Source organism: Allobaculum sp. JKK-2023 (assembly GCF_034745455.1).
Classification (GTDB): domain Bacteria; phylum Bacillota_I; class Bacilli_A; order Erysipelotrichales; family Erysipelotrichaceae; genus Allobaculum.
This window is the reverse complement of sequence record NZ_JAYERV010000003.1, coordinates 1,081,704-1,104,438: the sequence shown is the minus strand read 5'-3', so window position 1 is coordinate 1,104,438 and position 22,735 is coordinate 1,081,704. Positions and strand designations below refer to the sequence as shown.

Annotated in this window: 14 protein-coding genes and 5 rRNA genes; 11 read left to right on the top strand and 8 right to left on the bottom strand. The window is 48.3% G+C overall.

Annotation, left to right across the window (positions count from 1 at the left end):
- Window positions 1-152: 152 nt before the first annotated feature.
- A 23S ribosomal RNA gene (locus U4956_RS04425) occupies window positions 153-3,033 on the top strand.
- Between the two features lie 242 nt (window positions 3,034-3,275).
- Window positions 3,276-3,382, top strand: a 5S ribosomal RNA gene (gene rrf / locus U4956_RS04420).
- Between the two features lie 62 nt (window positions 3,383-3,444).
- Here rrf (U4956_RS04420) and U4956_RS04415 read toward each other — a convergent pair.
- The 5 genes from U4956_RS04415 to U4956_RS04395 all read right to left on the bottom strand — a co-directional run bounded on the left by U4956_RS04415 (window position 3,445) and on the right by U4956_RS04395 (window position 9,552).
- The gene (locus tag U4956_RS04415) at window positions 3,445-4,116 is read right to left on the bottom strand and encodes an NAD(P)-binding oxidoreductase (protein WP_323089294.1); all 672 of its coding nucleotides are present in this window, start codon (window positions 4,114-4,116) and stop codon (window positions 3,445-3,447) included.
- Window positions 4,117-4,310: 194 nt separating this feature from the next.
- The gene (locus U4956_RS04410) at window positions 4,311-5,096 is read right to left on the bottom strand and encodes an ABC transporter ATP-binding protein (RefSeq protein ID WP_323089293.1); all 786 of its coding nucleotides are present in this window, start codon (window positions 5,094-5,096) and stop codon (window positions 4,311-4,313) included.
- A 137-nt stretch (window positions 5,097-5,233) separates the two neighbouring features.
- Entirely contained in the window at window positions 5,234-7,480 is a 2,247-nt protein-coding gene (locus U4956_RS04405; RefSeq protein WP_323089292.1) for an ABC transporter permease, read from the bottom strand.
- Complete coding sequence (locus tag U4956_RS04400) at window positions 7,477-8,736, bottom strand: MFS transporter (RefSeq protein ID WP_323089291.1); 1,260 nt, start codon at window positions 8,734-8,736, stop codon at window positions 7,477-7,479. The genes U4956_RS04405 and U4956_RS04400 overlap by 4 nt, the downstream gene beginning before the upstream one ends.
- A 135-nt stretch (window positions 8,737-8,871) precedes the next feature.
- Window positions 8,872-9,552, bottom strand: coding sequence for a TetR/AcrR family transcriptional regulator (locus tag U4956_RS04395; protein WP_323089290.1), 681 nt, complete (start codon window positions 9,550-9,552; stop codon window positions 8,872-8,874).
- A 633-nt stretch (window positions 9,553-10,185) separates the two neighbouring features.
- Here U4956_RS04395 and U4956_RS04390 point away from each other — a divergent pair.
- The 3 genes from U4956_RS04390 to rrf (U4956_RS04380) all read left to right on the top strand — a co-directional run bounded on the left by U4956_RS04390 (window position 10,186) and on the right by rrf (U4956_RS04380) (window position 15,202).
- Window positions 10,186-11,714, top strand: a 16S ribosomal RNA gene (locus U4956_RS04390).
- A 314-nt stretch (window positions 11,715-12,028) separates the two neighbouring features.
- A 23S ribosomal RNA gene (locus tag U4956_RS04385) occupies window positions 12,029-14,909 on the top strand.
- A gap of 186 nt (window positions 14,910-15,095) precedes the next feature.
- Window positions 15,096-15,202: ribosomal RNA gene (gene rrf, locus U4956_RS04380) — 5S ribosomal RNA — on the top strand.
- Together the 16S, 23S and 5S rRNA genes form the textbook arrangement of a ribosomal RNA operon.
- A gap of 470 nt (window positions 15,203-15,672) precedes the next feature.
- On the opposite strand, the gene U4956_RS14390 is transcribed toward rrf (U4956_RS04380), so the two are convergent.
- The 3 genes from U4956_RS14390 to U4956_RS04370 all read right to left on the bottom strand — a co-directional run bounded on the left by U4956_RS14390 (window position 15,673) and on the right by U4956_RS04370 (window position 17,805).
- Window positions 15,673-15,924: a helix-turn-helix domain-containing protein gene (locus U4956_RS14390; protein WP_416347418.1), complete on the bottom strand. Its 252-nt coding sequence runs from the start codon at window positions 15,922-15,924 to the stop codon at window positions 15,673-15,675.
- Window positions 15,896-16,603, bottom strand: a complete 708-nt coding sequence (locus tag U4956_RS04375) for an SDR family oxidoreductase (protein ID WP_323089289.1) — start codon at window positions 16,601-16,603, stop codon at window positions 15,896-15,898. The genes U4956_RS14390 and U4956_RS04375 overlap by 29 nt, the downstream gene beginning before the upstream one ends.
- 335 nt (window positions 16,604-16,938) lie before the next feature.
- A complete protein-coding gene (locus U4956_RS04370; RefSeq protein WP_323089287.1) occupies window positions 16,939-17,805 on the bottom strand; it encodes a DMT family transporter in 867 nt (288 codons plus the stop codon).
- Window positions 17,806-18,132: 327 nt separating this feature from the next.
- Here U4956_RS04370 and U4956_RS04365 point away from each other — a divergent pair, with 327 nt between their 5' ends.
- The 6 genes from U4956_RS04365 (at window position 18,133) to U4956_RS04340 (ending at window position 22,606) form a co-directional block, all read left to right on the top strand.
- Entirely contained in the window at window positions 18,133-18,513 is a 381-nt protein-coding gene (locus tag U4956_RS04365; protein ID WP_323089284.1) for a GntR family transcriptional regulator, read from the top strand.
- Window positions 18,514-18,515: 2 nt separating this feature from the next.
- Window positions 18,516-19,373 (top strand): ABC transporter ATP-binding protein, encoded by an 858-nt coding sequence (locus U4956_RS04360; protein WP_323089283.1) that lies wholly within the window; start codon window positions 18,516-18,518, stop codon window positions 19,371-19,373.
- Window positions 19,370-20,014: an ABC-2 transporter permease gene (locus tag U4956_RS04355; RefSeq protein ID WP_323089282.1), complete on the top strand. Its 645-nt coding sequence runs from the start codon at window positions 19,370-19,372 to the stop codon at window positions 20,012-20,014. The genes U4956_RS04360 and U4956_RS04355 overlap by 4 nt, the downstream gene beginning before the upstream one ends.
- A gap of 303 nt (window positions 20,015-20,317) precedes the next feature.
- Window positions 20,318-20,656 (top strand): PadR family transcriptional regulator, encoded by a 339-nt coding sequence (locus U4956_RS04350; RefSeq protein WP_323089281.1) that lies wholly within the window; start codon window positions 20,318-20,320, stop codon window positions 20,654-20,656.
- Window positions 20,653-21,450 carry a DUF1700 domain-containing protein gene (locus U4956_RS04345; protein ID WP_323089280.1) on the top strand — a complete coding sequence of 266 codons (798 nt, stop codon included), beginning with the start codon at window positions 20,653-20,655 and terminating at the stop codon, window positions 21,448-21,450. The genes U4956_RS04350 and U4956_RS04345 overlap by 4 nt, the downstream gene beginning before the upstream one ends.
- A gap of 115 nt (window positions 21,451-21,565) precedes the next feature.
- Window positions 21,566-22,606, top strand: a complete 1,041-nt coding sequence (locus U4956_RS04340; protein WP_323089278.1) for a DUF4097 family beta strand repeat-containing protein — start codon at window positions 21,566-21,568, stop codon at window positions 22,604-22,606.
- Window positions 22,607-22,735: the final 129 nt, after the last annotated feature.

Here is a 22,735-nt window from a genome sequence, read left to right as displayed (position 1 = left end):
GTAAGTAACAACGTTACGAAAGTAACCGACTGAAAAGAAAGAAGAAATTCGATCTTTGAAGTCACAAGATTTACCAAGTCAGAAAACAGTTAACAGTTCTTATTAGAAAAATCTCGAAAAAGCATAGTTAAAAACAAGCATATTTGAAACTAGATCAAGCAAGGAAGGGCGTACGGAGGATGCCTTGCCACTCTTGAATGATGAAGGACGCATCAGACTGCGAAAAGCCGTGGGGAGCTGTCAGGAAAGCGACGATCCGCGGATATCCGAATGGGGGAACCCGGCTGGAGTCATATCCAGTCATTCATATCCAAGATATGAAGAGCAACCCGGTGAACTGAAACATCTAAGTAGCCGGAGGAAAAGAAAACAACAGTGATTTCCCGAGTAGCGGCGAGCGAAAGGGAATTAGCCCAAACCATAGCGATATGGGGTTGTAGGACCGCAATACACAAAACGCGATTGAACAGGAACGTGATGGAAAGCACGGACACAGAAGGTGAAATCCCTGTACTGGAAAGCAAGCGGAGTAGTCAGCGGAATCCTGAGTACGACGGGACACGTGAAATCCTGTCGGAAGCAGGCGGGACCATCCGCCAAGGCTGAATAAGTAAGAGTGAGCGACAGTGAAGAAGTACCGTGAGGGAAAGGTGAAAAGAACCGCGCAAGCGGAGTGAAAGAGAACCTGAAACCGTATGCCTGCAAGAAGTCAGAGCCCGTCAAAGGGTGATGGCGTGCCTTTTGTAGAATGAACCGGCGAGCTGCTTTTGGATGCAAGGTTAAGCAGGAAAATGCGAAGCCGAAGCGAAAGCGAGTCTTAACAGGGCGAATGAAGTAGCCAGGAGCAGACCCGAAACCGGGTGATCTAGCCATGGGCAGGTTGAAGCAGAGGTGAAACTTTGTGGAGGACCGAACCGACCATCGTTGAAAAGCTGGCGGATGACCTGTGGCTGGCGGAGAAATTCCAATCGAACCCGGAGATAGCTGGTTCTCCCCGAAATAGCTTTAGGGCTAGCGTTAATGCAAGCCTGCGGAGGTAGAGCACTGAATTCATGATGGCCCCATCCCGGGGTACTGAATGGAATCAAACTTCGAATGCCGCAAGGATAGTAGTTGGCAGTCAGAGTGTGGGTGATAAGGTCCATGCTCAAGAGGGAAACAGCCCAGACCGCCGGCTAAGGCCCCAAAATGATGACTCAGTGGAAAAGGATGTGGGGACGCACGGACAACTAGGAGGTTGGCTCAGAAGCAGCCACCCTTTAAAGAGTGCGTAACAGCTCACTAGTCGAGTGGCCCTGCGCCGAAAATGTACCGGGGCTAAGTCATCTGCCGAAGCCGCGGATAAGGATTGAAAGATTTTTATGGTAGGGGAGCGTTGCATGTTCATGGAAGCAGAATCGTGAGAGTCTGTGGAGGACATGGAAGTGAGAATGCCGGTGTGAGTAGCGAGATGCAGGTGAGAATCCTGCACACCGAAAGCCCAAGGATTCCAGGGGAAGGTTCGTCCGCCCTGGGTCAGTCGGGACCTAATGATAAGCCGACAGGCGAAGCAGATGGAAAGCAGGCGAAGATTCCTGCACCCGCAATAAAGGCGATGGAGTGACAAAGACGGGAAGTGTGACCCTCTTAATGGATTGAGGGCCAAGCGCGGCAGTACGGATCCAGGCAAATCCGGATCAATGCGTACAGAGCGTGAAGGGTAAGCGAAATCGAAAGAAAGTAGCCAAGCACATGGAGCGGCTTTCAAGAAAAGCTTCTAGCTTAAACTTTATTGCGGCCCGTACCAAAACCGACACAGGTGGGCGCGCTGAGCAAGCGAAGGTGAGCGAGAGAACTGTTGCCAAGGAACTCGGCAAAATTGCCCCGTACGTTCGCAAGAAGGGGCGCTCGAGAGAGCCGCAGTGAAAAGGCCCAAGCGACTGTTTAACTAAAACACAGCTCTATGCAAAGCCGCAAGGCGAAGTATATGGGGTGACACCTGCCCGGTGCTGGAAGGTTAAGGGGATCTGTTATCCGCAAGGAGAAGCAGTGGTCCGAAGCCCCAGTGAACGGCGGCCGTAACTATAACGGTCCTAAGGTAGCGAAATTCCTTGTCAGGTAAGTTCTGACCCGCACGAAAGGTGAAACGATTTGGGCGCTGTCTCGGCAGCAGACTCGGTGAAATCTTAGTACCTGTGAAAATGCAGGTTACCCGCAACTAGACGGAAAGACCCCATGGAGCTTTACTGCAGCCTGGTATTGGGTTTTGGATGATCATGTACAGGATAGGCGGGAGGCTATGAAGAAGGAACGCCAGTTTCTTTGGAGCCGCCGTTGGGATACCGCCCCTGATGATTTGAAGCCCTAACGTGAAGAGAGAATCTTACAGACAGTGCCAGGCGGGCAGTTTGACTGGGGCGGTCGCCTCCTAAAGAGTAACGGAGGCGCCCAAAGGTGCGTTCAGTCTGGATGGAAACCAGACAGAGAGTGTAAATGCAAAAGCGCGCCTGACTGCGACACCAACAAGTGGAGCAGGGACGAAAGTCGGGATTAGTGATCCGGCGGTGCCGAATGGAAGGGCCGTCGCTCAACGGATAAAAGCTACCCTGGGGATAACAGGCTGATCCCGCCCAAGAGTTCACATCGACGGCGGGGTTTGGCACCTCGATGTCGGCTCATCGCATCCTGGAGCTGGATTCGGTTCCAAGGGTTGGGCTGTCCGCCCATTAAAGCGGTACGCGAGCTGGGTTCAGAACGTCGTGAGACAGTTCGGTCCCTATCTGTTGTGGGCGCAGGAGATCTGAGGGGAGCTGTCCTCAGTACGAGAGGACCGGGATGGACCTGCCAATGGTGCATCGGTTGTCACGCCAGTGGCACAGCCGGGCAGCCAAGCAGGGAATGGATAAGCGCTGAAAGCATCTAAGTGCGAAGCCAGCCCCAAGATAAGATCTGCGGTAGATAAGACCCCTTGAAGACTACAAGGAAATAGGCTGGAGATGGAAGCGGAGTGATCCGTGAAGTTGGCCAGTACTAATCGGTCGAAAGCTTAATCTAAGATAACGAGATACAGAGCGAAAGCTCTGACAGTAAGAATCATGGAGAGAAAGAGTCATCAATGGCTTCACTCTTCATGAACGAAGTAAAGTCATAACTGTTTGAAACGGAAGTTATGTCGAAGCTGGTGTTTGTTTTTGAAAGATTCATGTTATGAAAACCAACCCACGGTATTCCAAGGAATACTGAAACCGAATCCGACATTGAATAATCATCCAAGGATGCGCTGATTCAATGCGCAGTATGGTGACGACAGCCAATGGGTCACACCTGTTCCCATCTCGAACACAGAAGTTAAGCCATTGAACGCCGACGATAGTGTAAAAGCGAAAATAGGAAGTCGCCAGACAAAGTAAAGCCTTGGAGGATATGAGAAATCATATCTTCCAGGGCTTTTTGCGTATTGAAGAATTAAAAATAAATGACTTTGAAAAAACTAATGGGCAGCAGGAATCTTTGCGAGTGCTTCCTGAATTGGTGTTGTGCCATTTTAACCATGATCAGCTGATGATAGGTGTTTTTCATGGTCAGGACGTCCGCCAGCACACGGGCAATATTTGGAATGGCAACAGGACCTTCGTGTTCCGGATCAATTTCAATTAATCCTGTTTCTGGCTCTTCGCGAAGCAGGCCGGCTTGAATAATCGTCCAGTCCAGATCTGTATTCTTTTCCAGCCAGGAGTCCGCAAAGAACTTTGCAATATTGTAATCCGTAATGTCCTTGATGCCCGGTTCATTCCATTTTTCTGGTTCAAGCGCAAACATGGAACTGAGCACGATGAACCGGCTGATTTTCTGCTTTTGTGCAGCCATCATCAGTTTAACCGCTCCAAATGCATCGGTCTGAAGCAGATCAGTTCCTCGTGAGCCGGCTAAAAAGTAGATGGCATCACATCCAGCGATGATTTTTTCGAGATCTTCAACACTGGCATGCAGATCCATGACAACTGGTTTGAAAGATGGGGTTTCCTTTAAGGATTCAGGATGACGGCATCCAGCGACAACCGTATTTCCCTCGGCCAGTAAATCATCGATGACATAATGAGCAACGCGTCCCGTTGCTCCTGCAATGAAGACTTTCATCAAAAAATTCCTCCAATCTGACAGGGTTCAGCCCCATCATAAAAGGAAAGCCACAGATTGGACAGGGAAACAACTGTAAGAAGACTACCTCGATGGACTGAGTTCGTCGATCACCCAATCCCTTTCATTGAAGAATGTCAGGAATGGATGCAGCTGCGTTATTTTGGGTGCATTTCAGATTTTCCGGTTTTGAGTTACCAGCCCATGCTCTGCAGCCATGTTGAAACCTGTTCCTCTCTGGCTCTCTCATCGCTTTCCTTAAATTTTCCCAGCTTCAGTTCCCCCTGAATCTGACCATCGAGCAGATACAGAATTCGATCACACTGGCTGGCGACTTTGCGATCATGGGTGACCAGCAAAATGGTCATTCCTTGTCGGTTCAAGGTGTTGAGGACATGAAGAACATCCTGGGCAGCGGCCTTGTTTAAAGCGCCAGTTGGCTCGTCGGCTAACAATAATCGCGGTTGATTCATCAAAGCCCGGACAATGCAGGCCCGCTGCAGCTGTCCACCAGAGACTTCATTGATTTTACGGTCTGCCAAATCTGCAATTTCAAGCTGGTTCATGAAATGACGGGCCTGTTTCTGATAATGATTGCGGCGTTTTTTGCGACTTGTGAATGGTTTGTTGGTGTCGGGATCGATTTGTTTGCGCATTGGTGTTTCCAGAACCGGAAGCAGAATGTTATCCAGAAGATTGAGTCTGGCCATCATATTCATATTCTGAAAGACAAATCCCATCTGATGAAGACGTAAACTGGCCCGCTTGTCTTCGGTGAGCTCAACAAGGTCATGATCATCAAAAACAAGATGGCCCTGATCTGCTTTTTCCATTCCGGCTATGGCATAAAGCAGAGTGGATTTTCCTGAGCCTGAAGGGCCCATGATGGCAAGCATCTCCTGGTCAGCCAGTTCAAAGCTGACGTTATGTAAAATATCGCGCAAACACAGATCATTGACCTGTAAGACGGACTGGTTCATCAAAATATTCCTTTCCATATATTAGAAGATCGCTATAGAAGCAGATCTCTGAATCTGATTGAAGAAGATCCTGAATCTGCCAGCGAGCTGACTGTTGAATCTGTAGTTCGAAATTTTTAATCCGATCTCTTTGTAAATTATTCCCGGCCATGGCAGCACTCCTGTGGTTGAATGACGGTAATGGGCTGGAAGGCCAAAAGCAGGGCGATCACTCCAAGACCAAAGAGAATCAAAAAGACGATGCCGTTAAATGGCCAGTTGATCGTAAATTTGAATCCGCTGGCTCCAAGTCCGGCAAGAATCTGCCCGCAGATCAGCTGGCCTCCAAAATCTCCAGTCAGGATCCCGGCACCCAGACCAAGCCCAACGGTAAGCAGAGCAGGTTTGAACTCTGAAAGAATCAGGTGACGGGAACTCAGGCCAAAGGCTTTCTGCAAAGAAAGCTCATAGCGGCTTCTTTCGACCAGCAGCCGCATAAACAAAAATAGAACCACAAACAGGACGATGGCTGAAAGAATCATAGCCATACGTAATGCAAGCTGAAGCTGACTGAGGGTCTGCGTGTAGGTGGACTGAATGTAGTCCTGCAGATCGATGACATCATATCCTTCACTTTGATATCGGCTCATCCAGTCTTTGACAGAGACATCTGGATTCAAAGTGACGTATCCGACGCTCCAGATGATGGGCAGACTCGAATCTTCAGCTCTGGTTTTGGCGGTCTTGCCACCATTGGTTACATCCGCATAGATTCCACAGACTTCCATTGTTCTCTTTTCACCATTCCAGTCGATCTGCAGTGTCGATCCAACATCCAGTCCCAATGCCTGGGCATTCAAGGAAGAAAGAGCGATTTCCTGATCATTCTCCGGTGCATGGCCTTTTGCATACTGAACAGGGAAAACGGAATGATCCCCCTGTTCAACGAGAAGCGAAACTGTTGATCCATCTTTGGTGACTGAATTCATTCGTCTGGTTTCCAGCAGACAGAAGCGGCTGACTTCTGGATCATTTTGAAGCTGGGTCTGCAGGAAGGAGAATTGATCGGCCAGTGTGGAATCCGTTTTTGAATTCTGACGCAGATCGATGCGGATCTGACTTTGACCAATGCCCATATAGCGGACAAATCCAGGATCTTCCAATGTGGTGTAAAGGTTGAGAGGGACACAGACCAGAAAGGCACAGCATCCACAAAGCAAGTCAACCAGAAGGGTCTGCTGCAGACGGGATTTGGGTCTGCCGTTTTCAAAGAGTGCCTGCAGAGCGCTGAGTCGATCCATCTTCTTTAAAGAAATCCATAAGGAACAAAGAATGATCACTTCTGGAATCAAAGCACCAATCACGGCCCAGAACAGACTGAACTGCACCTGGAGTCCTTTTCCATATAATTCCTGCAGCTGTCTGAGCATTGTGGAAGAACAGGCCAGAGCCGCAAAGATTCCAATGACAAAGGCCATAAGGCTGAAGAAGACATATTTCTTAAAAAAGCGCATCCGGACCTGCCGTCGGCTGATGCCCAAAGCTTTCATGAGTCCGATTTCTTTTCGATCCTGCGTCAGCTGTATGGAAAGGATGAAATGAACACAGATCAGGGCAATGAGCAGGACAACGACACTGATCAAAAGCAGAACCAGAACTGTTGTTCCATCACTGATGGCGTTGATCAATGTGATCAAGGGCCCAGTGATCATCGGTCCATTTGCGGGAAGACCAGCCTGCTCATACGCCTGGACCAGCGCGTTAGGATCCCCGCCTTCTTTAAGCTGGTATTCAATGAGCCACTCGACCTCACCGTCTGGTTTGAGTTTTTCATAGTCTTCTGGACTTACAAGAAATCGTTTGGAAGAAGACATCATGGAATTCATCTGAACATCCTGAACAAATCCTTCCAGAACGAATGGCTGGCCGGCAAGCGTGATCGGAAGTCCAGGTTCCAGCTGGTACAGCCCTTTATAACTGCTTGGCAGATAGATTTCACCAGGTTTTACTTCCGGCTTCTGGCCATTGTCATCGAGCAGGAAATCAAAGGCTTCATTTTGCATCACGACACCATGGTCCTGGTTGCTGGCAGCAAGATTCTGACCATTGAGAACGACTTCATCGCTGGCCAGATTCAGAAAAGGCGAAATCTGCCAGCTTTCAATTTCTGGATGATCCGACGCGAATGCTTCCAGATTTTCAAACTCGATTTCACCGGTATGCATCTGTAAAAGATCCGACCCTTTTGCCAGGGTATTCAGCTGACTGATCGAGCTGATCAGACTGGCGCCGCTTAATAATGTCAAGGCAAGCAGGGCACTGGCTGCACTGAGTAAAATCACAGTGCCCATGGAGAGCAGCCATCCAGAAGAAGAACGGGAATGCTGAAACGAAGATGAGTTCATATACTTTCTCCAATCAAAGAAGCAGGTTCTGTTTCAAGAGAGCGAATGGATCGTATCTGGTACGCCACCACCGCAATCAGAGCGCAAAGAATCCCGCTGATCACAATCAGATAACCGGATCCCTGACCAACCGAACAATGGAAAAGACCGGCCAGAGCGTCAGCTCCCAATCCACTCAATCCATAGGCAAGCACATAGCCAAGCTGGGAAATGAAACCCACCAGTCCCCAGATCCGTCCCTGCATTTTGTCTTCGACCCGCAGACGGACCAGATAATCCAGAGCGGTATTCGCAAACGGCAGGCATGCAAAGAAGATAAATCCCGTTATGGCAAGATACACTCCCGAACTGAAGCCAAACAAAACCATTGCCAGACCTGCCACAAACAAAGATCCACTTAATACCGCTGCATAATGAGAAGCAATTCCTTTTACACCCAGATACAGACCACTTACTAACATGCCGGTGGCACTGATCGTTTCAATCAGGGCCAGCGTAGTACTGGAAGCCTGATCGAGAATGAATGGCTGACAAAGAACCTGAATCACTCCCATGAAGAAAGTCAGGCAGGCGGTCAATTCTAACAGGTGCAAAAGACCAGGTTGTTTTTGGAGAATCTTCCAGCTCTCTTTCAGATCTTCCATAAAATGATGGCTGGATTCATCGCTGGAAACTGGACTGGATACTTTTTGCCTGATGAATGCTGCACAAAGAACAGTCGGAAAGAAGGTCAGGGCATCCAGCAGCAAGATCAGCTCAATTCCTCCATGAACCAACAGCCAACCCGCAAGAAGTGGAGAAATCAGATATCTTGCCGAACTAGCCAGTGAAACCAGTCCACTTGCTTTGGCATAATCTTCCGGTGTTAAAAGATCGGTAATTGTTGCCTTAAAAGCGGGCTCCAGCAAGGCTGAAAACAGAGAACTGATAAATACTCCCAGGCAGATCTGCCAAAGACTGACCTGACCCTGGTTCAGGCAAAACCAGATATAGACAATGCCCAATGCGGAAAGTCCATCGCCAAGCATCATCAAAAGCCGGCGGTCAAACCGATCCGCCAGCCATCCGGCAGGAACACTTCCAAGCAGAGTCGGAAGAAAAGCGGCCAGGGAAATCAGAGCCGTCGCATTGGCACTGCCGGTCAGCTGGAAGACATAGACAGCCAGACCAAAACTGGTCAGCCCGCTGCCAATTCCAGAAATCATCTCGCCGCCCCAAAGCAGAAAGAAGCGACGTCGGTTCTGTTGGATCTCCATAATTATTCTCCTTTTACATAATCATTTTATAAACCGTCAGTCGGTCGGTTATGCTGGAAAAAGAAAAGGAACGATGTCCCTTCTTCGTGTTCTCCATGAATGACCAGACTGGCACTTTGACGAAATGGACCAGAATCAATCTTTTCCATCTTCTCCATTCGGATCTGGAAAACCATCGCTGGCTGTTGAGTTTTGCGTAAAGATAGGTAAGATCACTTCAGCCATAACACCAGGTTTGGTTCCAAATAAGCGTTCCAGATTGTAGATCAGGGCCTGAATCTGTGTGGTGCGCTCCTGCTCACTAACCTCCATCAGGTTATCGAAAGCAGAGGTGGTATAAATCAGAAGCATTTCAACTGTCTGTTTTGGATAGTCCGTCTGGCAGATTCCCTGTGCATTAGCCTCTTTGACAACTTCGGTCACTAACGGGGTAAGACCAGAGACCAGATGTTCCTGCATTTTCTGATGGAGCAGGGCATTTTGCGGCTGATGAACCTGTTCAACAATTTCAAGACCAACTGGATCAGAAACATTCATTGCCTGCATCATTCTGGTCAGTCGGACCAGTATGGGCAGACTTTGATCGCTGGCAATGGCTTTTGCTTTGGAAAGCAGACGATTTGAGATTCGCTCAATCATCGCATCCAGAATCTCTTCCTTGGATTTGAAATGGTAGTACAGTGTGCCTCTGGCAATTCCGACTTCCGCAAGCAGATCATTGGTGCTTGTCTGATCAAACCCTTTGGTCCCAAATAATCGTTCAGCTGCATCAAGAATTTCATTTCTTCGAACGGCCGCTTCTTTCACTGTCCGCATCCGATCATTCCTCCTTAACCGACAGGTTGTCGGTAATATTTAAGCGCCAGCAAGACGGGGAAGTCAAGAAAAAAGGAAATTCCATTTTTCTGATTCTCTTCAGATGAGCAGAAAGGACAAGATTTTGCATGTACACAGCCAGTTTCAGATTTGACAGAAAATGTCAAGTTAAGGTAAACTGGTCCAAGTTGCTCGAAAGCGGGCAACCAGAAGGAATACCAGAAATCAAGTCGTGTTTCCCTAACAGGAAAAGAGTTGATCGATTGTGAATATATAAAATATTTTCACAAAAGTGCTTGACCTTGGTCAGGACAGATGGTATCCTATATGAGCGTTAAGGAAACGCGGCACACAGCTGCTGACCTGACGCAAATCATCTTTAGATATCGAATAAAACGTCGATTGTGAAATCCTTAAAAATATTTCACAAAAGGCATTGACTTCTGAATCTGCTGATGATAAGATAAACAAGCCTTGTGAGGGAAATTGATTCACTCACAAACAGATGGCTCTTTGAAAACTCTGATTACAGACAATTCAATATTCGAAATTAACACGTCGATTCTTGAACAACACTTAATACTTCAAATAATCAATTCACGAAATTTAAACGCAATAGCGTTGAGTCAATATCAAATGGAGAGTTTGATCCTGGCTCAGGATGAACGCTGGCGGCATGCCTAATACATGCAAGTCGAACGGAACACTTCGGTGTTCAGTGGCGAACGGGTGAGTAACACGTAGATAACCTGCCCATATCCGGGGGATACGCTTTGGAAACGAAGTCTAAAACCCCATAGGAAAACAGAAGGCATCTTCTGTTTTTGAAACAGGCTTTTAAGCCTGGGAGATGAATGGATCTGCGGTGCATTAGCTTGTTGGCAAGGTAAAAGCTTACCAAGGCGATGATGCATAGCCGGCCTGAGAGGGCGATCGGCCACACTGGGACTGAGACACGGCCCAGACTCCTGCGGGAGGCAGCAGTAGGGAATTTTCGTCAATGGGCGCAAGCCTGAACGAGCAATGCCGCGTGAGTGAGGAAGGTCTTCGGATCGTAAAGCTCTGTTGCAGGTCAGAAAAGAAGGAAAGAGGAAATGCTTTTCTTTTGATAGTAACCTGCCAGAAAGTCACGGCTAACTACGTGCCAGCAGCCGCGGTAATACGTAGGTGGCAAGCGTTATCCGGAATGATTGGGCGTAAAGGGTGCGCAGGCGGCGTGGCAAGTCTGAAGTGAAAGGTACGGGCTCAACCTGTACAGGCTTTGGAAACTGTCACGCTCGAGGACAGGAGAGGGCGGTGGAACTCCATGTGTAGCGGTAAAATGCGTAGATATATGGAAGAACACCAGTGGCGAAGGCGGCCGCCTGGACTGTTACTGACGCTCAGGCACGAAAGCGTGGGGAGCAAATAGGATTAGATACCCTAGTAGTCCACGCCCTAAACGATGAGGAGCAGGTGTCGGGGGTAGTGCCCCGGTGCCGAAGCTAACGCAATGACTCCTCCGCCTGGGGAGTATGCACGCAAGTGTGAAACTCAAAGGAATTGACGGGGGCCCGCACAAGCGGTGGAGTATGTGGTTTAATTCGAAGCAACGCGAAGAACCTTACCAGGCCTTGACATGGGATGCGAAGACTTAGAGATAAGTTGGAGGTTACCATCCACACAGGTGGTGCATGGTTGTCGTCAGCTCGTGTCGTGAGATGTTCAGTTAAGTCTGGCAACGAGCGCAACCCTCGTGATCTGTTACTACCAGTAAGATGAGGACTCAGATCAGACTGCCGGTGACAAACCGGAGGAAGGCGGGGATGACGTCAAATCATCATGCCCCTTATGGCCTGGGCTACACACGTACTACAATGGCGCCTACAGACGGAAGCGAAGCTGTGAAGTGGAGCGAACCCGAGAAAAGGCGTCCCAGTTCGGATTGAAGTCTGCAACCCGACTTCATGAAGTTGGAATCGCTAGTAATCGCGGATCAGCATGCCGCGGTGAATACGTTCCCGGGCCTTGTACACACCGCCCGTCAAACCATGGAAGCCGGCAACGCCCGAAGCCGATGGCATAACCTGAAAAGGAGTGAGTCGTCGAAGGCGGGGCCGATGACTGGGGTTAAGTCGTAACAAGGTATCCCTACGGGAACGTGGGGATGGATCACCTCCTTTCTAAGGAGAAAGTACAAGGAAGTAATTAAGCAACAGTTGAGTCTGTAACAGAGTTTTGGAAGAGCGATCTTCCAGACTGGTCAAGCTGCGAAAGCGGCACTGGTCTTCAGAAATGGAGAACAGTTCCAGTCAGTTCAAAACATGGATCTTTGAAAAACGAACATCAGTATAAGACATAACAGAAGGTCTGACGTAAGTTGTAAGTAACAACGTTACGAAAGTAATGAAAGATTTACCAAGTCAGAAAACAGTTAACAGTTCTTATTAGAAAAATCTCGAAAAAGCATAGTTAAAAACAAGCATATTTGAAACTAGATCAAGCAAGGAAGGGCGTACGGAGGATGCCTTGCCACTCTTGAATGAAGAAGGACGCATCAGACTGCGAAAAGCCGTGGGGAGCTGTCAGGAAAGCGACGATCCGCGGATATCCGAATGGGGGAACCCGGCTGGAGTCATATCCAGTCATTCATATCCAAGATATGAAGAGCAACCCGGTGAACTGAAACATCTAAGTAGCCGGAGGAAAAGAAAACAACAGTGATTTCCCGAGTAGCGGCGAGCGAAAGGGAATTAGCCCAAACCATAGCGATATGGGGTTGTAGGACCGCAATACACAAAACGCGAGTGAACAGGAACGTGATGGAAAGCACGGACACAGAAGGTGAAATCCCTGTACTGGAAAGCAAGCGGAGTAGTCAGCGGAATCCTGAGTACGACGGGACACGTGAAATCCTGTCGGAAGCAGGCGGGACCATCCGCCAAGGCTGAATAAGTAAGAGTGAGCGACAGTGAAGAAGTACCGTGAGGGAAAGGTGAAAAGAACCGCGCAAGCGGAGTGAAAGAGAACCTGAAACCGTATGCCTGCAAGAAGTCAGAGCCCGTCAAAGGGTGATGGCGTGCCTTTTGTAGAATGAACCGGCGAGCTGCTTTTGGATGCAAGGTTAAGCAGGAAAATGCGAAGCCGAAGCGAAAGCGAGTCTTAACAGGGCGAATGAAGTAGCCAGGAGCAGACCCGAAACCGGGTGATCTAGCCATGGGCAGGTTGAAGCAGAGGTGAAACTTTGTGGAGGACCGAACCGACCATCGTTGAAAAGCTGGCGGATGACCTGTGGCTGGCGGAGAAATTCCAATCGAACCCGGAGATAGCTGGTTCTCCCCGAAATAGCTTTAGGGCTAGCGTTAATGCAAGCCTGCGGAGGTAGAGCACTGAATTCATGATGGCCCCATCCCGGGGTACTGAATGGAATCAAACTTCGAATGCCGCAAGGAGAGTAGTTGGCAGTCAGAGTGTGGGTGATAAGGTCCATGCTCAAGAGGGAAACAGCCCAGACCGCCGGCTAAGGCCCCAAAATGATGACTCAGTGGAAAAGGATGTGGGGACGCACGGACAACTAGAAGGTTGGCTCAGAAGCAGCCACCCTTTAAAGAGTGCGTAACAGCTCACTAGTCGAGTGGCCCTGCGCCGAAAATGTACCGGGGCTAAGTCATCTGCCGAAGCCGCGGATAAGGATTGAAAGATTTTTATGGTAGGGGAGCGTTGCATGTTCATGGAAGCAGAATCGTGAGAGTCTGTGGAGGACATGGAAGTGAGAATGCCGGTGTGAGTAGCGAGATGCAGGTGAGAATCCTGCACACCGAAAGCCCAAGGATTCCAGGGGAAGGTTCGTCCGCCCTGGGTCAGTCGGGACCTAATGATAAGCCGACAGGCGAAGCAGATGGAAAGCAGGCGAAGATTCCTGCACCCGCAATAAAGGCGATGGAGTGACAAAGACGGGAAGTGTGACCCTCTTAATGGATTGAGGGCCAAGCGCGGCAGTACGGATCCAGGCAAATCCGGATCAATACGTACAGAGCGTGAAGGGTAAGCGAAATCGAAAGAAAGTAGCCAAGCACATGGAGCGGCTTTCAAGAAAAGCTTCTAGCTTAAACTTTATTGCGGCCCGTACCAAAACCGACACAGGTGGGCGCGCTGAGGAAGCGAAGGTGAGCGAGAGAACTGTTGCCAAGGAACTCGGCAAAATTGCCCCGTACGTTCGCAAGAAGGGGCGCTCGAGAGAGCCGCAGTGAAAAGGCCCAAGCGACTGTTTAACTAAAACACAGCTCTATGCAAAGCCGCAAGGCGAAGTATATGGGGTGACACCTGCCCGGTGCTGGAAGGTTAAGGGGATCTGTTATCCGCAAGGAGAAGCAGTGGTCCGAAGCCCCAGTGAACGGCGGCCGTAACTATAACGGTCCTAAGGTAGCGAAATTCCTTGTCAGGTAAGTTCTGACCCGCACGAAAGGTGAAACGATTTGGGCGCTGTCTCGGCAGCAGACTCGGTGAAATCTTAGTACCTGTGAAAATGCAGGTTACCCGCAACTAGACGGAAAGACCCCATGGAGCTTTACTGCAGCCTGGTATTGGGTTTTGGATGATCATGTACAGGATAGGCGGGAGGCTATGAAGAAGGAACGCCAGTTTCTTTGGAGCCGCCGTTGGGATACCGCCCCTGATGATTTGAAGCCCTAACGTGAAGAGAGAATCTTACAGACAGTGCCAGGCGGGCAGTTTGACTGGGGCGGTCGCCTCCTAAAGAGTAACGGAGGCGCCCAAAGGTGCGTTCAGTCTGGATGGAAACCAGACAGAGAGTGCAAATGCAAAAGCGCGCCTGACTGCGACACCAACAAGTGGAGCAGGGACGAAAGTCGGGATTAGTGATCCGGCGGTACCGAATGGAAGGGCCGTCGCTCAACGGATAAAAGCTACCCTGGGGATAACAGGCTGATCCCGCCCAAGAGTTCACATCGACGGCGGGGTTTGGCACCTCGATGTCGGCTCATCGCATCCTGGAGCTGGATTCGGTTCCAAGGGTTGGGCTGTCCGCCCATTAAAGCGGTACGCGAGCTGGGTTCAGAACGTCGTGAGACAGTTCGGTCCCTATCTGTTGTGGGCGCAGGAGATCTGAGGGGAGCTGTCCTCAGTACGAGAGGACCGGGATGGACCTGCCAATGGTGCATCGGTTGTCACGCCAGTGGCACAGCCGGGCAGCCAAGCAGGGAATGGATAAGCGCTGAAAGCATCTAAGTGCGAAGCCAGCCCCAAGATAAGATCTGCGGTAGATAAGACCCCTTGAAGACTACAAGGAAATAGGCTGGGTATGGAAGTTACGTGAGTAATGAAGTTGGCCAGTACTAATCGGTCGAAAGCTTAATCTAAGATAACGAGATACAGAGTGAAAGCTCTGACAGTAAGAATCATGAAGAGGAAAGAAAGCCACAAGCAATCTTCGCTCTTCATGAACGAAATGAAAGTCATAACTGTTTGAAACGGAAGTTATGTTGAAGCTGGTGTTTGTTTTTGGAAGATCCATGGTAAGATGGTTAAGTCGTAAGACAGACCAGTATGGTGACGACAGCCAATGGGTCACACCTGTTCCCATCTCGAACACAGAAGTTAAGCCATTGAACGCCGACGATAGTGTAAAAGCGAAAATAGGAAGTCGCCAGACAAAAATGAGGATCTTACGCAAATGTAGTTTTTAACACTAATAACCCTGGTGAATAAATAAACTTGCATCATTTATGCTGTTGATTAAATAACAATGCCTAATTCGAGATGAGCTTGTCTATCACATTTTGGGTTATTACTATTAGCTACAATTGCTATCGTCAATAATAGTAACAGTAGCTAAACACGCTATTTGCGTAAGAACCAAAAATGAAACCCGGAAGATAAAGGAGAAATCCAATATCCTTCGGGTTTTTTGTTGTTGTAAAGGATGGAATGTATAAGTCTATATTTCCTGCTTATTTCGTCGAGGTGTCGTTTGGATCCGGGTGCTGTTGTTTAATTGTTTCCAGGTCTTCATTCCAGGGACTTGCATCGACCGAGCAACCGGTCTGTTTGTTTTTAGAAGTCGATTCTATCGATGATTATAGCGAAAGCATGTTTACAGTAACTGCTCTGCGCCTGGCGATATCATGCCATCAGTGATTCATTAGTCTGGATTATTCTGAAGAGTTGTCCTTCTTTGCTTAGTCGGACTTTACGGGTTGTTCGATCAAAAAGGAAAGCCCCAACTCCTTTTTCCGGCCTCTGAATATGCGTAGACAGAACGGGTTGTGAAATATACAGGGTTTCGCTGGCTTCCTGATCGTTCAGCGTTTCGGCAAGAGCAACAATTCCTGTAGATATTCGATTTTTATCCCTGATAACTCCAGCCCTGATCATCATGGTAGATCATCAGATGGGTCATACCGCCATCGACCACAATATTTTCACCTGTAATAAAACCAGCCTCATCACTGGCCAGAAACAAAGCCAGATTTGCGATATCTTCCGGTTTTCCAACCCGGCCGGCCGGATGCTGGGTTACATCTGCGCCCGAATACGTTCTGCCTTTCGTTTCAATCCACCCCGGTGAAATGGAATTAACCCGGACTTTTGGTCCTAAAGAAACCGCAAGAGCATGAGTGAGACTGGAAATGGCTCCTTTAGTCGCAGCATAGGTTTCAGATTCGGGCATGCTCATTCGATCGCGTGAAGAAGAAATGTTAATGATTGAAGATCCTGGTTCAAAATACGGATCAAACAGTTTCGCCAAGTAGAATGGAGCAGCCGCACCAACCGCCAGAGCATTCATCATATCTTCATAGCCAGCTGAGTGAATACCAACAAAGCGCGGCAGAGCGTTATTGATCAGAACATTTATTTTTCCTTCCTGATCGATAACAAACTTCACAAATGCTTCCAGGGTGTTGGGATCTGCCAGATCTCCCTGAAAGCTGCAGGGTTGATTGAGATCGATGGTGTAGACATGGGCCCCTTCTTGTTCAAAGGCTTTGGCCATACACGCTCCAATTCCAGCAGCACCGCCAGTAATTACAACAACTTGATTCTCAAATCGCATTTTCTTTCCTCCATCTTCTCTCTTTCAAAGGATTGCCTGCTCTTTCCGATAAAAGATCCGACTATAAAGCCGAGTGTTAACCTCACGCTCCTTTTTTTCAGTGCGATTCTAAGCCAGAACTGTCGATTATAAGTGGAGTCGGACAGGCAATAATTCTAGTTTTATTGTGCCAAAGTTGAAAAAGAGCGCAATACCAATTGGAACAGAAATAACCCATAAATTATGCAAAAAACGAAAAAAGATCCTGCAGGCAAATGCGTGATGCTTGCTTACAGGATCTTTTGAATTGAACGAAGCTGGATGACTGGTCCGTTATTCTTACTGCTAGAAGAGGATTACGAAGCCCTCGAAGAGACGGTTCTGGCTTTTTTCGGAAGTGAATTCCAGACTACAGCCCCGATCACGATGGCTGCCCCAATTAAAGAAAGACCGGAGAGCTTTTCATAGCCGGCTAACGCCACCAGCGATGGGTTGAGAATCGGCTCAAAGGCACTGATCAAAGAGGCCTGCAGTGGAGAGATCAAAGCTGTTCCTAACGAAAAGAACAGATAGGCTGCACCAACCTGGAAAGCCCCTAACCACATGATGGAAAGAGTATTTGGTAATGTCCACTCACAATGTAAAGCCTGCGGACCAAGGAATACTAAAGAGACGATCTGACCAACCAGTACGGAAGAAAGAGCATCTCCGCCTTTGAGAGAATTGATCATAAACAGAACCGCATAGAAGAATCCGGAAATGATCGCACATAAGTCACCGACAATATGACCGGCACTTAACGAATCCAGAAAGAAGCACAGAATTCCGATCGCAACCAGAAATAGCACGAGAATCTCTTTGTGGGTTGGCTTTTTATGAAACAAAACCAGGTTGAACAGGACAATCCATACCGGGCAGGAAAACTGCAGAACAATCGCATTCCCGGCGGTTGTCAGCTGGTTGGACAGTACAAACAGGGTGGTCATGGCCGCATAGGAAAAGGCCCCAAGAATAGTCGTTGCGTTTAAGACGAGTTTGCGGTGCGTGACGACCATAAACCCGCCAATGACGAGAGCGCCGAAAAAGGAACGGGCACCATTGATTGCCAGAGCAGGCCAGTCACACCATTTGAGAACCAGCCCCCCGGTTGAAAACAAAAGCGAGGCCAGAACCATATACAGAATTCCACGCTGCGAGCGGGAAAGGGAAAAAGACTGAGACATATACCCTCCATGGCCAAAAGGCCGAAAGACAGAAAATCAAGTTTCAATATAAAATCGGTTTTTAGCTCTGTCCATGAAAAGCGGCTGAAGATTTAAGTATGGCCAGAAAGATCAGAGAAAAGAGGATAGAAAATCGCAAAAACAAAGCGTCCAACTTTCCACGTCCCATCTATTTTTCATCCACCCCTCCTGCAATTCTATCTACTTCCTATCTATTCATCCTGCCAACTCCATCTATTTCTCACCCATCCCTCTTGCAAATCTCTCTCAATGTCATTAATGTACTTATTGTACATGTACATTAAGATTCTGATTGGAGATGAGAAGATGGAAATCGAGATTGCGCTGAGCTTCCAGGGAGATACCCCGATTTATGAACAGATCGAAACCCAGATCCGCAGTCAGATTCTTTCCGGAAAGCTGGAAGCGGGAACACCGATTCCAAGCATGCGGGCTCTGGCCAAGATGTTAAAGGTAAGTGTCATCACGGTTCAGAAAGCCTATGAGAATCTGCGCAATGAAGGATTGATTGAATCGGTGGTCGGGAGGGGAACGATTGTTTCGGCTTCCAACCATCAGGCGATTGCGGAAGCCAGACAGCGAGAACTGGAAGAAAAAATCGAAGATGTGATCAGACTGGCTAAAGAAAGTGGTCTCAGTTTAGACCAGCTGCAGGATCTGGTCAGTCTGCTTTTCAAGGAGGATTAACAATGACGGAAGCCCTGAAAATTGAACACCTCAATAAACGCTTTAAACATTTTGCCTTACAGGATATCAACCTGGATGTGCCCAAAGGCATGGTTGTCGGGCTGATTGGAGAAAACGGATCAGGCAAGAGTACGACACTGCGCTGTATTCTCAGTCAGGATGTTTTGGACAGTGGAACGATCACCATTTATGATCAGAACGCGCTGACAGATCCAAAAATTCATGAAAAACTCGGTGTGGTCAGCGATGGTCACTGTTTTCCGGATCTTTTCAGTGCCAAGACGATTTCCGGGATCATGAAAGAGATCTTTCCGCATTGGGAAGAGGCTTATTTCTTTGATTTTCTGAACCGCTTTTCGGTCCCTGTCGATCAACCGCTGCGCCAGTTGTCCAAAGGAATGCAGGCCAAACTGCGCATTGCCTGTGCGCTGGCTCACCATCCCGATCTGCTATTACTGGATGAAGCCACGGCCGGACTCGATCCGGTGGTCCGGGAAGAAATTCTCGACCTGCTTCAGGAGTTCATGGAAAATGAAGACCATGCAATTTTGATGACCAGTCATATCAGCTCCGATCTTGAGCGCATTGCGGATCGCATTGCCTATATTCAGGATGGAAAGATCGACTTTGAACTGTCCAGAGAACAGATGGACGCCTTAGGTCTTGCCCAGGTTGCCAATGAACAGCTGGAGTTTATCGATCCGGCTTTGGTGATGACCAGACGCAAACAGCCGTTATCTACCGAAGTTTTGATTGCGGATCGCTTTGAGTTTAAAAAACGCTACCCGGACTATGCGATCAGTCCGGCCAGTCTGGATGAAATCATTGTGATGATTTCGAAAGGAGAACAACAGGTATGAAGGGACTATTGAAAAAAGATTTTCTGCTGGCATTTAAAAGCTGGCCTGTGATGCTGGGGATTTTAGTGATTGCCACCGCCACCATGGCCTATCTGAATGCCACGGTCGGCCTGTTGTCGTTTACTGCCATCTTTTTTCTGATGCAGGGCGTAGCCAGTATCATTACCGACCGCATGAGCGGCTGGAATCTGTATCAGACAACCTTTCCAATTTCCAGAAGCCGGGCCATTACGGAGAAATATCTGTTCAGCCTGATCTGTGGTCTGGCCGGATTTGGACTTGGATTTCTAATCTGCCTTTGTTTTGGATCGGCGCAGGAAGAAGCCTTGCTTGTTTCGAGTCTGCTTGGCGGCATTCTTGGCCTTTCGGCCATGAGTGTGGGCATCCCACTGCTGCTCGCATTGCCCAAAAACGCCTTTCCAGCCGCAATCTTTGCCGGATTTATTCCCGGCGCGTTTTGTGTGGTTCTCTGGAACCAGGAGCTGACCAGACAATCCGCTTTAGTCCAGGCATCCCAGGGTGCGATTGCCTTTAACATGCGAATCGATCTGTTGTGGATTCAGCTTGCCTGCATGGCTGGCCTTTGTCTGGTTTCATGGATTGTTACGCCAATGGTGTTATCCAGAAAAGATCAGCGATAAAGAGAATGCATTTTCCTCTTCACTGTTTCATCAGTGGCATTGATCAACCTTATCCATCAATTGTTTCGATCAACCAGAAGCCGGACCACCGGCTTTTTTACTGTCTGATCTGCCTCCTGCCCTGAATGATACATCAGAGAGATACGGTAACGGTATGGGACAGAGAAAGCAGGGAACGGGAAAACAAGATATAGAAACGAACCAGAAAGAAAATATGCATTTAAGAAAAACTTCGGAATTGTTTGGAAAAATGATCTTGTGTCGATGCTATACGAAATATAGTATTATCTCAGGAGTAATGCTATGGCGATGACAATAAGCGGCAGCCTGATGGAGCTTTGTGTACTGGCTCTTGCTGCCAGAGAAGATTTGTATGGATACAAACTGACGCAGCAGATGAAGAAGCGTTTTGAAATTTCGGAGTCCTCGCTGTATCCAGTTTTGCGCCGGCTGACCAGAGCCGGCCTGTTAAAAACGTATGATGTCCCGCAGGATGGACGGATGCGTCGTTACTATGCTCTGACGGAAGAAGGCTGGAAGATGCTGGAAACGTATCGGAAAGAGTGGCAGGAATTTTCGGGAAATATCAATGATCTGGTCAATCTGGATCCCGATCTGAATCAAAGGAGGTTATCAGAATGACCAAAGAACAATATCTGAGTGAACTTGAAAAACATCTGGAAACCGTTCCGCCTTCTGAAAAGCGGGAAGCGCTGCAGTATGTTGAAGAATATTTTGAAGAGGCGGGTGTCGGTAGTGAAGATCAGGTGGTTGAACAGCTTGGAAGTCCAAAAGAGTATGCGGACCGCATCAAAGAAGAACTTCCTTCCATACCACCAATCCCCATGGAGGACGTCCAGGAGAGCGAGTTTTCTTTTGATCCGTCTGACTCTGATCGCTTCGTATCGTATTCGGATGGAAATCCAAAAAAAGAACATGAAAAAGCCTATGGATATGGGTATGAAGAAGATCATGAAGCGTCTTCCTGGAATGGATATTCGGGATATGGAAGCACGGCCGCAATCGGATCTCATTCCAGAAGTCAGGTTCGATCCTCACGGATGAGTCTCTGGCGCATTGTTTTGCTGGTGATCTGCCTGCCATTGATTCTTGCTTTATTTGCGGTGGCTTTGATGATTTCAGTGATGGTTGTGATGTTTACCTTTATGGTGATTCTGGCGATGGTCCTGTTGTTGATTGCGGTGATGGTTGCCGTTCCGGTGTATCTCTATCGGACCAGTCAGCTGCTCTTTCATGCTCCATTTGAAGCCCTTTTTCTTGCCGGAACCAGTCTGATTGCGGCCGGCCTTGGTGTCATGGATTTTGTGGGTCTGCGTCTGCTTATTGGCAAGGGTGTTGGCAAAGTTTTGCATTGGCAGATTGACAGCTGGAAACAGATTTTTGCGTTCTTTACCCAGACCTTTGGACTGGCTTAGGGCTGGCCGACTGGAGAATCTTTCATGATCAGGAAGATAAACTCCAAAAAGCAGCCGCTAAAGACCTGGATGAAAACAGGATCGAAAAACAGAACACCGTTATGAGGAGACCACTATGAAAAGTGAAAAACGAAGAAAACACGGCCTGCGTACAGGTCTGGCCTTTGTGGGCCTTGGAACTTTGATCTGCGCTGCCGCCTACGGACTTGGCGGCAGTGCCGTGGTACGGGCCGACAATCTCAATATCGAAATGGGTCCGGTGAAAGTTGCCATGCTGGTGGATAGACAAGCAGTGACCAGCGAGACCAGAAACCAGATTGCAACCCATCATGATGAGATCGTAGAGGACCATCATTCAGGAAAGTGCATGACCGTTGAGGAACCAATTGATACTGTCCAGATCGATATCACTGTCGGAAATCTGATCCTGCAGGGTGGATCCAGAGCTCAGATTGAGATGGACAGCATGGAGGATTCCTGCTGGAAAGAGCTGGATCAGTCGGTAACCAATCACTGCTGGTCGATTTCCCAGCATACGGATCACCATTCCATTCCGCTTTTTTCCGACACCTCGGATCTGGTTATCACCATCCCGGACAGCGTGAAATCGATTGAAATCCATAATTCAATGGGCACAGTGACCATTCAGAATCTGAAAACAGATTTCCTGCTTGTTGATGTTTCAGCAGGTGATCTTCAGATCACCGACAGTACCATCACCAACCTGCAGACGGATGTTTCAGCAGGTAATTTAACCCTGGAAAAAGTAGTTGTGAACGATGCAGATTTATCTCAGTCTGCCGGTGAGGTGAATGGGGATAACATAGAAGTTCTGAACGCTTTACAGGCCAATGTTTCAATGGGCAGCATCTATCTCAACATGGCAGGATCGCAGTCTTCTTACAACCTGGATTTGGATACCAGTATGGGGGAGATTATTCTGGAAGACGATATGACAATTGCCAATGGAAGTTATCATCCTGCTCACCAAAAGGATCTGCCATCTATTGAAGCTTCGGTCAGCACCGGGGAAATTATGATCAACTTTCTGGCCGGTTCTTTAAGTGAGAAAGCCGGGGACATCATTAGCTCTGAGCTGCCCATTGAGCAGGAAGCTGTCTATGAGTCGGAAAGTATAACTGTATTTCAAGATTGAACAAGCTAAGAACAAGTATTCAACCTTCTTAAAGTAAAAGGAATTTGAAACAATAAAAAGAATTGAAGTGAAGAGAAATTGAAAAGGCAGCAGGCCAGGATTTGGTTATCCATGGCTTGCTGCCTTTTT

Excerpts from the sequence above, each read along its gene's own strand:
- U4956_RS04360 (WP_323089283.1), top strand. The coding sequence starts at position 18,516 with ATGACGGAAGCCCTGAAAATTGAACACCTCAATAAACGCTTTAAACAT.
- U4956_RS04395 (WP_323089290.1), bottom strand. The coding sequence starts at position 9,552 with ATGCGGACAGTGAAAGAAGCGGCCGTTCGAAGAAATGAAATTCTTGAT.
- U4956_RS04340 (WP_323089278.1), top strand. The coding sequence starts at position 21,566 with ATGAAAAGTGAAAAACGAAGAAAACACGGCCTGCGTACAGGTCTGGCC.
- U4956_RS04405 (WP_323089292.1), bottom strand. The coding sequence starts at position 7,480 with ATGAACTCATCTTCGTTTCAGCATTCCCGTTCTTCTTCTGGATGGCTG.
- U4956_RS04350 (WP_323089281.1), top strand. The coding sequence starts at position 20,318 with ATGGCGATGACAATAAGCGGCAGCCTGATGGAGCTTTGTGTACTGGCT.
- U4956_RS04365 (WP_323089284.1), top strand. The coding sequence starts at position 18,133 with ATGGAAATCGAGATTGCGCTGAGCTTCCAGGGAGATACCCCGATTTAT.
- U4956_RS04355 (WP_323089282.1), top strand. The coding sequence starts at position 19,370 with ATGAAGGGACTATTGAAAAAAGATTTTCTGCTGGCATTTAAAAGCTGG.
- U4956_RS04345 (WP_323089280.1), top strand. The coding sequence starts at position 20,653 with ATGACCAAAGAACAATATCTGAGTGAACTTGAAAAACATCTGGAAACC.
- U4956_RS04370 (WP_323089287.1), bottom strand. The coding sequence starts at position 17,805 with ATGTCTCAGTCTTTTTCCCTTTCCCGCTCGCAGCGTGGAATTCTGTAT.
- U4956_RS04415 (WP_323089294.1), bottom strand. The coding sequence starts at position 4,116 with ATGAAAGTCTTCATTGCAGGAGCAACGGGACGCGTTGCTCATTATGTC.
- U4956_RS04410 (WP_323089293.1), bottom strand. The coding sequence starts at position 5,096 with ATGAACCAGTCCGTCTTACAGGTCAATGATCTGTGTTTGCGCGATATT.
- U4956_RS04375 (WP_323089289.1), bottom strand. The coding sequence starts at position 16,603 with ATGCGATTTGAGAATCAAGTTGTTGTAATTACTGGCGGTGCTGCTGGA.
- U4956_RS04400 (WP_323089291.1), bottom strand. The coding sequence starts at position 8,736 with ATGGAGATCCAACAGAACCGACGTCGCTTCTTTCTGCTTTGGGGCGGC.
- U4956_RS14390 (WP_416347418.1), bottom strand. The coding sequence starts at position 15,924 with ATGATCAGGGCTGGAGTTATCAGGGATAAAAATCGAATATCTACAGGA.